This is a genomic window from uncultured Anaerotruncus sp. (assembly GCF_902490045.1).
Classification (GTDB): domain Bacteria; phylum Bacillota; class Clostridia; order Oscillospirales; family Ruminococcaceae; genus Anaerotruncus.
Genome location: NZ_CABUCJ010000084.1, coordinates 1 through 10,669, shown reverse-complemented (window position 1 = coordinate 10,669; position 10,669 = coordinate 1). Strand labels below are relative to the sequence as shown.

The 10,669-nt window shown below is 66.0% G+C and carries 7 protein-coding genes; 2 read left to right on the top strand and 5 right to left on the bottom strand.

The genetic code is table 11. The features are described from left to right. Positions 1-250: 250 nt before the first annotated feature. Positions 251-583: a helix-turn-helix transcriptional regulator gene (locus tag RDM88_RS09180; RefSeq protein WP_308754552.1), complete on the top strand. Its 333-nt coding sequence runs from the start codon at positions 251-253 to the stop codon at positions 581-583. A gap of 75 nt (positions 584-658) precedes the next feature. Here the strand turns inward: RDM88_RS09180 and RDM88_RS09175 are convergent, their stop codons facing one another. The 5 genes from RDM88_RS09175 to RDM88_RS09155 form a co-directional block, all read right to left on the bottom strand. After that, on the bottom strand, positions 659-1,219 hold the full coding sequence (locus tag RDM88_RS09175) for a serine acetyltransferase (protein ID WP_308754551.1): 561 nt from the start codon (positions 1,217-1,219) through the stop codon (positions 659-661). Between the two features lie 57 nt (positions 1,220-1,276). Next, the gene (locus RDM88_RS09170; protein ID WP_308754550.1) at positions 1,277-2,329 is read right to left on the bottom strand and encodes a sortase domain-bontaining protein; all 1,053 of its coding nucleotides are present in this window, start codon (positions 2,327-2,329) and stop codon (positions 1,277-1,279) included. Positions 2,330-2,513: 184 nt separating this feature from the next. Then, complete coding sequence (locus tag RDM88_RS09165; protein ID WP_308754549.1) at positions 2,514-6,374, bottom strand: nicotinamide-nucleotide amidohydrolase family protein; 3,861 nt, start codon at positions 6,372-6,374, stop codon at positions 2,514-2,516. A 33-nt stretch (positions 6,375-6,407) separates the two neighbouring features. Further along, on the bottom strand, positions 6,408-7,577 hold the full coding sequence (gene thiI, locus RDM88_RS09160; RefSeq protein ID WP_308754548.1) for a tRNA uracil 4-sulfurtransferase ThiI: 1,170 nt from the start codon (positions 7,575-7,577) through the stop codon (positions 6,408-6,410). 21 nt (positions 7,578-7,598) lie between these two features. Next, positions 7,599-8,741, bottom strand: coding sequence for a cysteine desulfurase family protein (locus tag RDM88_RS09155; RefSeq protein ID WP_308754547.1), 1,143 nt, complete (start codon positions 8,739-8,741; stop codon positions 7,599-7,601). Positions 8,742-8,917: 176 nt separating this feature from the next. On the opposite strand from RDM88_RS09155, the gene ypeB reads away from it, so the two are divergent. Next, positions 8,918-10,282: a germination protein YpeB gene (ypeB, locus tag RDM88_RS09150; RefSeq protein WP_308754546.1), complete on the top strand. Its 1,365-nt coding sequence runs from the start codon at positions 8,918-8,920 to the stop codon at positions 10,280-10,282. The last annotated feature ends 387 nt before the right edge of the window (positions 10,283-10,669 follow it).

Genomic DNA, 10,669 nt, shown 5'->3' with positions numbered 1-10,669 from the left:
CCCCGGTGGCCGCGGGACCGCACCCGGCGGCGAAGAGCATCGCCGCCAGGAGCAGGCCTGCCGCCGCCGAACCGGACCTCCGCATATCCCCACCTCAACAATCACGCAAAGTATAATCGTATTATAACGCAACATAATTATAAATACAAGTACTTTAGGATTTATAATGAGTGTTCTTTGGCGCGCTTTTCATTATCCTTTTATTATAGGCGCGTCCGGACACGGGCGCGCAGGGAGGGAAGCGGAAAGAATGTATGTGGATTACAGCCTGCTCGGCAGGCGGATCGCCTATCTGCGCCGCCGCAGGGGCCTTACGCAGGAACAGCTCGCGGAGCGCGCGGACGTCACCAACAACTACGTCTCGCACATCGAAAACTGCCGTTCGATCCCCAGCCTCGAAACGGTCGTCAAGCTGTGCGGCGCGCTGGACGTGACGCCCGACGAGCTCCTGCTCGGCACGAGCACGCATGAGCAGAACTACCTGAACAGCGACATCCTGCGCAAGCTGGAGGGCTGCACCCCCGCCGAGCGCCGTCTGGTAAACGGCTTCATCGACCTGCTGGTCGATCAGCGGGAGGCCTGACCCGGGACGGTCCGCCCTGGAGGCGCGCAAAGACGCAATAAAAGGCCCGCGCTTACGCGCGGGCCTTATGACCTTTCAGCGGTCGACGTGCAGCTTTCCGTCCCGGAAATAGTAGGCCACCCCGTCGAGCGTCGTGGTGTAGGTGTTGTCGAGCGCCTCCTTTTGGAGGATGCGGGTCGGGGCGCAGACCGCGACCGAATTCGCGGGCATATCCTCGTAGACCACCGCGTTCGCCCCGATGCGGCAGTTGTCCCCAACGGTGATCCCGCCGACGATCTTGGCGCCCGCGCCGATGTAGACGTTGTCGCCGATCGTGGGCGCGCCGGGGGACTTGCTGTCGGGCAGGGTGTTGGAGCCGATCGTCACCTGCTGGAAGATGACCACGTCCCGCCCGAGCCTCGCGCCGTTCGAGATGAAAATCCCCTGCACGCCGTGCGGGAAGCAGGGCGTCCCGCTGAACTCGCTGTCCAGCCCCACAAAGCTGCCCCGCCGCAGGAAATAGTTCCCGTAGGTGAGCTTCATCAGCTTGCCGGGGCGCTCTCGCAGACGCGCCTTGAGCCCCCAGATCGACTTGTACCGCAGCATCGCGTACGCCTCGAGAAAGGGGCGCAGGATGGAAAAGAGCAGGTCTTTCACAAAAGTGTGCCTCCTTCAAAAAACGGCCCTCCATGGAGGGCCGTTTCGCGTTGTCCGTCAGGATATCTTCTTGGCCATGACGACGAACCGCTGGTTGTCACCCGCGCCGAGCACCCGCGTGCAGGTGGAGAGGGTGATGATCTTGTCGTTCGGGCCGACCGTGACGCCGAAGTCATGGATGCTCTTCGCCTTGGCGGTCGAGATGATCTGGTTGACGACCGCGCCGTCCGCGTAGTTGTAGCCGAAGCTCAGGTCGGTGTAGAAGACGGTGAACACCTGGTAGAGGTGGTCTCCGCCGAGCGTGGCGACACGGATGTAGGGGTTCGCCCTGGCGAATTCGGCGTTGTCGTAGGCGGCGAGCTGGGCGAACATCACGTCGCCCGGATTGCCGATGCGCACCGGCCGCCAGCAGTTGGTCCAGTTGTGCCCGTAGAGCACGCAGTTGCGCGAGGTGATCTCGCCGTTCGCGTCGAATTTGGTGTCGCCGTCCGCCCAGATGACGCCGTTGCGGCTCGCCTCTTTATAGTAGCCGCGGCTGGTGTAGAAATTGGTGTTCGCGTTGTAGACGAGCGGATAGCTGATGTTGGTGTTCGCGATGGTGATCCAGCCGAACACGTCGGGGTTGACCGCCTTCCACCCGGCGATGTCCCCCGCGGCGGGCGGCGTGAAGGTCGCGCCCTCCTCCTTCTCATAGGCTTCGGCGCGGGATTTGAGCAGGCGGGAGAGCTGCACCGCCGTCACCGGCTCGTAGCGGGTCGCGCCGGCCAGCGCGTCCACCTCCGGCTGGCTGCTTTCCGCCGGCTCCTCCGGCGCGGAGACCGGTTCCGCCTCAGAGACGGGCGGCTGCGGCTGCGAATTCTGCTCCTCCTGCGCGGAGGAACTCGGGGAGACGGGCTCCCTCCGGGTGAGGTCCATGCCGGATACCGCCGAGACGAGGCCCCAGCCCCCGGCCGCCACCGCCAGCACGATCACCGCGAGGGAAGCGCGGCTGCGCAGCACGCGGGGGATGCTCCGGTTGTTGGTGTACCAGTCCAGGAAGTCACACACGGCCGTCTTGACGCCCACGCAGAAATAGTAAACCCCGCGCAGAAATTTTTTGAGCAGATTCATAGAAAACCCTCTTTATCCTCTTTATCGTTCTCCCGGCGGCCCCGCCGCCTCAAACAGTCCAGTTACAATTCTAAATTATAGCACATTCCCCGTGGATTGTGGAGGGGGAAATTTATAAAAACGTCCGGATTATCCCGAAAAAGCAGGCCGCCGCCCGGCGGCCCGCCTTTTCCGGGGGCCCGGCCTATTTGACCTTGGTGCCCGGGTAGTAGTGCTTGAGGATGTCGATGTAGTCCCAGCCCTCCTCGGCGGCGTAGAGGTTGGCGCCCGTCTGGCTCATGCCGACCCCGTGGCCGTAGCCGTAGGTCGTGAAGGTGAACTCGTCGCGGCGGGAGGAATAGTCGATCTCGAAGGCGGCGGAGCGCAGGCCGAGCACATTTTCCCGCAGCACCCTGCCGGTCACCGTCTTTTTCCCCACCCGCACCGACTTGACGTACATGCCGCCGTCGGTGTAGTCCTCGATGTCGAACCAGTCGTCCGGGTCGTCGCTGTAGTCGTAGAGGTCGATCTTGAGGGCGCTCTTCACCTTTTTGGCGACGGCGTCCGCGCTCAGCTTGACGCTGACCTCATAGTTTCTGGCCAGCTCGTCGATCTCGCTGTCGACCGACACGAGATAGGGGTAGCTGCCTCCCCACACGTCCTCCGAGGCGATGGTCACGCCCGCCGAGGTCGCGTAGAAGGGGGTGAAGGCGAGCTTGTTATTGTAGTAGACCGCCTCGCCCGCGACCTCCTCGACCGCGTCGTACACCGCGTCGCTCGGCGCCTTGGTACCGAGGGAGGGGGTGACGCCGCTCTTGTTCTGCTGCTTGATGAAGGTGTAGGCGGCGACCGCCTGCGCCTTGATCGCCTCCTCCTCAAAGCCCGCGCCCATCTCGTTCATGACGACCCGCGCGACGATGTCCGTCGCGCGCCCGGTCGTCTTTTTGCCTCCCGTGACGATCGTGAGCTTGTCGTTGGCGGAGCTGCGCACCGTCGCGGCCGCGACCTGCGTCTCCCCTTCGCCGCCCTCGCCGCCGCCCGTCTCCTCGACCGGCTGGCTGCTCTCGGGGGTGGGTTCGGGCTCCGGCTCCGGCTCGCTGGGCGGCGGCGCCTCCGAGGAGGCCGCCGTCTCGCTCGAGGCGGGCGGAGGCGCAGCCTCGCTGCTCGCCGGGGGCGGCGCGGTCTCGCTCGACGCGGGCGGCGTCACCGTGCTCGCCGTGCTGCTGCTCGACGAGGCGGAAGCCTTCTCCTTGTCGCGCGCGATGCTCTCCGCCTCGCCGGCGTACTGCTCCGCCTTTTCAAATTCCCTCTTGGCCGAATTGGCCGCCGCCAGCGCGTCCTGGTACGCCTGCTTGGTCACGCCGGACGGATGCTTCTCGTAAACCTCCCGCGCGAGGTCGGACGCGTCGAGCGCGTCGTAATAGGCCTCCTTCGCGCGGTCCATCGCCTGTGCGGCCTTGTCCGCCGCGCTGCGCGCGTCGGAGGCGCTCGCCGAGCCGCGCCCGGCCCTGTCCAGATAGCCCTGCGCCTCGTCGCGCGCCTCGCGCGCCTTTTCCAGCGCGTACTGCGCGTCGTCGGCATAGCCGAGCGCCCTGTCGTCGTACTCCTTCTGCGCCGCGCTCTGCGAGGAGGAGGAAGACGCCGCCGAAGAGGATCCGGCCGCGGCGCTCGACGCGCCGGAACCGGCCGCCGAGGACGCGCCCGGCAGCTCGGGCACGAGACCCGCCGCAGACTCGGTCTTGGCGTTCTTGACCGCCTCGGCGGTCGCCTGCCCGCCCGCGAAGCCCGCGGGCAGCCTGACGTTCTGGTTGACGCTGTAGGTGATGCCGCTGCCGTCCGCCTTCTCCCCGTCACGCACCCGCCGCCCGACGACGACGGTGCGCACATGCGCGTCGTCCGAGACGGGCCCGAACTCATAGGAACAGGTGGAGAGCATGAGGAACTTGTCGCCGAACTGGATGTCGACGTCGGAATTGTAGTAGGAACGGCTGGTGATCTCGTCGACGAAGGTGTTGAAGGACGCCTGGTCGCCGAGCTCCAGATAGGTGTTGTAGTAGAAGATCGGGCCGTAGGCCTCCTTGGCGTTGGTGATGAAGACGGCCACGATCTTGTAGTCGTTGTCCCGGTAGACGTCGTCGAACGAGATGACCGGGTGCTCCCGCAGGTACTCGATGCCCGCCGTGGGATTGGCGAAATCCTTGGTCCCGCTCGCGCCCTTGTACTTCATCAGCTCGCCGAACATCTGCCCGTCGGTCATGTTGTGGCCGTAGATGATGTAGTTGTCGCTCTGCGGCTCCATCGAGTCGTTCGCCTCGAGCCAGGGGATGCCGTATTTGTTGTCCTTGCGGTAGAAGTCGCGGCGCAGGTAGTAGCTGTTGTCGATGTAGTGCACCACCGGGTAGTTGACCTGGGTGCCGTCGATCGAAAGCCACCCCGCCACGTCCTCGTTGATCTTGTAGAGGTTGGCGAACTTCTTCTGGTATCCGGCGGGATAGCCGTCGGGCACCTCGATGCTGCCGTCGTCCTCGATGCCGAGCGCGGCGCTGTACGCCTTGGCGATCTCCTCGTTCTGGCTGCGGTTCTTGGCCGAGCCGCCGTAGAAGCTGACGAGGTAGGCCGCCGAACCGATGAAGACGCAGACCGCCACGATGAGGATGAGCTTGCGCACCACGTCGGCGGGGGCGTCCCCCCTGGCCGGGAAGACCGCCGCCAGAAAGCCGCGTTTCTTCTTCTGCACGCCGGGGCCCTCCCCCTTCGCGCCGGCCGCCGCCGGCGCGGGCAGCCTGCCCGCCGCCGCGTCCCCCAGCGGCGCGCCGCCCGGAAGCCTTCCCGGCAGGGCGGTTATGTACAGCCGCAGAAGGTCGAGCGCGGCCAGGCAGGCGGCGTAGCGGATCGCCTCGGGCGCGGTGTCCTTGGGGAGCGAGAGGCTCCGGGTCCAGACCTCCTTCGCGTCGCAGAGGGCGATGTGGACGGCGCCCGTCCGCTTCGCGTCCTCACCGCGCCCGCCGGCGTTCCCGGTGACCGCCAGCCCGAGGGGGGATTTCCCCTTCTCCATCGCGCCCTGCGCCATGGCGGCGGCCGTCTGGGGGCTTACGGGGCCGTATTTTTTGAGGAGCTTGGCGGGCACGCCGAGGGAATCCTGCTTGATGCGGTCGGAGTAGGCGGAGACGCCGTACGCGACCGTTCCCGCGCCGCCGGGCGCTGTGGAGAGCAATTCCCCGAGCGACCCGCCAGTGCACGCCTCGCCGAGGCTGACGGTGAGCTTCGCCCCGGCCAGCAGCGCGGCCGCGACCTGCGGGAGAGGCCCGCAGTCGACGCCGTAGACCGCCTCCCCGAGGCGCTTTTCGATCTCCTTCACGACGGGCGCGCAGATGGCCGAGGCCTGCGCCTTGTCGGCGGCGCGCGCCGTGACGCGCACCTGGAACTCGCCCCGGCGGGGATAGACGGCGACGGCCGGGTTCTGCGAGCGCAGGATGGGGCCGAGCTTTTCGCGCATCTCCTTTTCATCGGGGCCGTAGACGCCCACCGTGCGGGTCACGACGGCGGCGTCGGAAAATTTCGCGAGATAGGGCATGACGCTGTGCTGGAACATCGGGACGAACTCCCGCGGGTCCTCGGGCACCATCAGCAGAAACTGGTTGCCCGCCGACAGCGCGCACCCGGGGGTGACCCCGCGCACGCCGGGGAAGACCACCGACTGCTCGGGCATCATCGCGAGCCTGGCGACCTGCTGGGGCATCTGCCGCCCGGCGCGCTCATAGGCCTCCTTCATTCGTTTGAGGCTCGGCTCATGTATGACAAGCCGGCGGGAGAGCCCCTCGCAGACGGTCTCCTTCGAGATGCCGTCCGGGCCGGGGCCGAGCCCGCCCATCAGGATGACCACGTCGCTGCGCCCGAGCGCGCGCGCGATCGCCGCGCGCAGGCCCTGCACGCTGGTCCCCACGGCGGAGGCGGCTCCCACCTCGATCCCGCAGGTTCCGAGCTCCTTTTCGAGCAGCCGGGTGTTTGCCGCCAGCGCGCCGTCCTCGGCAAGGGCGGCGCCGACGCCGATAATCTCAGCGATCAAGCAAAACCCTCCTTCTTCTTGGTGTGCGGCGTTTCAGCCGATCGTTTCCATCCGCGTGTTTTCCGTCGCACACGCGAGCATCGCCTCCGCGTCCAGACGGCTCTCCGCCTCCAGAACGTAGCCGAGGCGGGGTTTTGTCCTGGGATGCCGGGGGGTGAAGACGGTGCAGCAGTCCTCGTAGGGCAGGATCGAGGTTTCAAACGTGTCGATCCTGTTGGCGATCTTCACAATCTCGTCCTTGTCCATGCCGATCACCGGGCGCAGCACCGGCAGGTCGCTCGCCACGTCGGTGCAGGCGAGCGCGTCGAGCGTCTGGCTGGCCACCTGCGCGAGGCTCTCCCCCGTGATGAGCGCGCCGCAGCCGTTTTCACGGGCGATGCGCGCGGCGATCTTCATCATCATCCGCCGCATCACGACGGTGAAGATGTCCTCGGGGCAGTTGTCCCGGATGGCCTCCTGGATCTCGGTGAAGGGCACGACCGCCAGCCGCACCCGCCCGCACCAGGCGGACATCTTTTTGCAGAGAGTGCGCACCTTTTCGAGCGCGAATTCGCTCGTGTAGGGCGGGCTCACAAAGTGCACGGCCATGACTTCCAGCCCGCGCTTGGCCATCATCCAGCCCGCCACCGGGCTGTCGATGCCGCCGGAGATCAGCAGCATCGCCCGCCCGCTCGTGCCGACCGGGAGCCCTCCCGCGCCGTGGATCTGGTCGGTGTGCAGGTAGGCCGCCACCTCGCGGATTTCCACGTAGACGGTCACGTCGGGGCGGTGCACGTCCACCGTGAGGCGGGGGTACGCCTCGAGCAGCGCGGCCCCCATCTCCATGCAGATTTCGGGCGATTTCATCGGGAAGGTCTTGTCCGACCGCTTGGCCTCCACCTTAAAGGTCCGCGCCCCCTCGAGCGCGTCCCGCAGATAGCCGGGCGCCGCCGCGCGGATTTTTGCAAAGTCCTTCTCGACGATCGCCGCGCGGGTAAGCGCGGCCACGCCGAAGACGCGCGAAAGGCGGTCGACCGCCTCGTCGATGTCGATCTCTTCGTTTTCCGGCTCGACGTAGACCGTCGACTGCGCGCTGCGGATCTTGAAGTTTCCGAGCGTCTCCAGCCTGCGCCGGCAGTTTTTCATCAGCACTTCCTCAAAGGTGCGGCGGTTGAGCCCCTTGAGCGCCAGCTCGCCGCATTTGAGCAGTATCAGTTCCTTCATTCGTTTCCCTGTCCCATCCTGTTATTTGTGCGCCACTTTGGCGATTCCTTCGCGGAGGGCCGTAACCAGCATGTCCAGCTCCGCCTCCTCCGTCCCGTAGATGAAGCTCGCGCGCAGCGCGCCGTCCACCACCGGGGCGGGCAGCCCCATCGACTGGAGTACGGGGCTCACGGCCCCCTTCGAGCAGGCCGATCCGCTCGAAACAAAGACCCCCCGGCTTTCGAGGAAGTGGAGCACCGTCTCCGAGCGGTAACCGGGCACGGAAAAATTCACGATGTAGGGGGAGCCGTCCGCCGGGGAGTTAAGGCGCACCCCGCTCATTTCCGAAAGCTGTTCCCGCAGGCGGTCCCGCAGCCGTTCGGCGTGCGCGTAATTCTGCTGCACCTTCCCCGCGAGCGCGGCGCACGCCGCGCCGAACCCGGCGATCGCCGGGAGGTTCTCGGTTCCCGAGCGCAGCCCCCGCTCCTGTCCCCCGCCGCAGATCTGCGGCAGAACGCGCACGCCGCGCCGGATATAGAGCGCCCCGGACCCCTTGGGCCCGCAGATTTTGTGCCCGCTCACGCTCATCAGGTCGATTTCCATGCGGGAGACGCGCAGCGGCAGCTTGCCAAACGCCTGCACCCCGTCGCAGTGGATGAGCGTCTCGGGGTTTTTGCGGCGGATGAGCTTCGCGGCCTCCGCCACCGGGAAGATCGCGCCCGTCTCGTTGTTGACGAGCATCATGCTGACGAGCGCCGTCCGCTCGTCCACCGCGGCGGCGAACGCCTCGGCGTCGAGCTTCCCATCGGGGCCGGGCTTCACATACGCGACCTCCCAGCCCTCCGCCTCGAGCCGCCGCATCGCCGCCGAGACGGAGGCGTGCTCCGCCGCTGTGGTGACGAGCTTTCTGCCCCGCCGCGCGCGCGCCGCCGCACCGCCGAAGACCGCGAGGTTGTTGGCCTCGCTGCCCCCCGAGGTGAAGGTCACGCACTCGGGCTGGCACCCCAGCAGCGCCGCGACCGCCTCCCGCGCCGCGGCCATCTCCCGCGCCGAGGCGAGCCCCATCGCGTGCAGAGAGGAGGGGTTCCCGAAGCAGTCCCGCATCATCCGCGCCGCCGCTTCCACCGCCGCCGGACAGGCGCGCGTGGTCGCCGCGTTATCCAGATATGCCGTTTTTTGTTCCATCGAATTCCTGCTCCCATCTCTGCCAAGGCGCATACCGCCCTATTATCCGTTTCAGTATACCGCAATCCCACATTTTTTTCAACGAATGTCCCCCAAAATTCTCATATTTTCAATATTTGTTCACAAAATAACAGTGTGTATATCCGAATTTCAACATTTTTCCGGGAGGTACCTACATGAACGTCGCCCTCTCCAAGCGGGCCCTCATCCGCATCATCAGTTTTCTGGCAGTCGTCCTGCTGGCGGCGATCGGGTTCGCCGTGCAGCAGCGCGCCGCCGCGCGCGACTACCGCCTCCAGCTCGAGAACACCTATGCCCGCGCGCTCGGCGAGCTGTCGAGCTATCTCGCGAACATCTCCGCCGATCTGGAAAAGGGACAGTACGTCGGCACGCCCACCCAGCTCTCCCAGATGGCCGCGCGCGTCTGGCGGGAGAGCGGCGGCGCGAAATCCGCCCTCTCCGCCCTGCCGGTGAGCGACCTGCATATGGACAACACCTATAAGTTCCTGTCGCAGGTGGGCGATTACGCAATGGCGCTCTCCAAAAAGGTGGCGGCCGGCGCGCAGCTTTCCGAGGAGGACCGGCAGAACGCGGAGGCGCTGCGCGAATACGCCGCCAAGCTCAACGACTATGTCGGCGGGGTCGAACGGCAGGTGCGGGAGGGCCGTATCGACGTGGCCGCCCTGCGCACCGCGCGCCATGGCGGTGACGATACCGAGGGCACCCAGCCGACGGGCGTATCCGCCGGGTTCGAGGACGTCGAACAGACGATGACCGGCTACCCCACCCTCATCTATGACGGACCCTTCTCCGACCACCTGCTCACCCGGCGGCCACGCCTCACCTACGGGCGCCCGGCCGTCACCCCCGACGCGGCCCAGCAGGCCGCGGCTTCGGCCGCCCGCCTCAACCCCGGCGACCTCACCCGCGCGGACGACGAAAATTCCAATATGCCCTCCTATACCTTCAAGGCGGAAAACCTGAGCATCGGCGTGACCAAGGCGGGCGGGCTCGTGACCTACCTCATCAACGGCCGCGAGATCGGTGAGGAACGCCTGCGCAACGACGCGATCTTCCGCTTTGGGGAGGACTACCTCACCTCGCTCGGCTATGAGAACATGCGCGCCACCTACTATGAGAAGGCGGACGGCGTCTGCACGATCAACTATGCCGCCACAAGCGGCAACGTCATCCTCTACACCGATCTGGTCAAGGTCGGCGTCGCGCTCGACGACGGCAGCGTCGTTTTCTACGACGCGCGCGGGTATATCAACAACCACCGCGACCGTGTGCTGGACGATCCCGCCATCACCGCCGAGCAGGCCCTCCAGTCGGTGAACCCCTCGCTGACCGTGCTCTCCGAGCGGCTCGCGCTCATCCCCACCAGCGGCCAGAACGAGGTCCTCACCTATGAGTTCCAGGCCCGGGCCGGGGAGGACGCGGACGCGCAGAAGGTTCTCGTCTATATCAACGCCTCCACCGGCGCGGAGGAACAGATCCTGCTGCTTTTGGAGACGCCCGAAGGCACACTGACGAAGTGACCCGGGGAAACTTTCGAGAAAGTTTCCCCGGGACCCCTTCAAAGCTTCTGATTCAGGCGTATCCCCGGCGCACCCACAGCCGCCTCCCGTGAGTGTTCGTTCCAAGCGCCAGTTTTCCCAAACCATGGCCGGACACCATTTTAGAAAGTCCCCCGGCACCCTTCAACGCTTCCGGTTCAGGCGCGCCCCTGTCCCTCCCGTAAGCGCCTCTCGTGAATGTTCGTTCCGACCCCCCACCCAAACGTTTTGCCAGCTTTTTCAAAAGCTGCGGGGCCGCGGGGCGGAGCCCCCGCCGCGCCCGCGGGCGCGGAACGCCCTGATCCTTTAAGCGCATTTTCTTTGCTTCTTTCTTTTGCAAGAGAAAAGAAAGAAGCCCCCCGCGGACGG

Excerpts from the sequence above, each read along its gene's own strand:
- RDM88_RS09180 (WP_308754552.1), top strand. The coding sequence starts at position 251 with ATGTATGTGGATTACAGCCTGCTCGGCAGGCGGATCGCCTATCTGCGC.
- RDM88_RS09170 (WP_308754550.1), bottom strand. The coding sequence starts at position 2,329 with ATGAATCTGCTCAAAAAATTTCTGCGCGGGGTTTACTATTTCTGCGTG.
- thiI (WP_308754548.1), bottom strand. The coding sequence starts at position 7,577 with ATGAAGGAACTGATACTGCTCAAATGCGGCGAGCTGGCGCTCAAGGGG.
- RDM88_RS09155 (WP_308754547.1), bottom strand. The coding sequence starts at position 8,741 with ATGGAACAAAAAACGGCATATCTGGATAACGCGGCGACCACGCGCGCC.
- ypeB (WP_308754546.1), top strand. The coding sequence starts at position 8,918 with ATGAACGTCGCCCTCTCCAAGCGGGCCCTCATCCGCATCATCAGTTTT.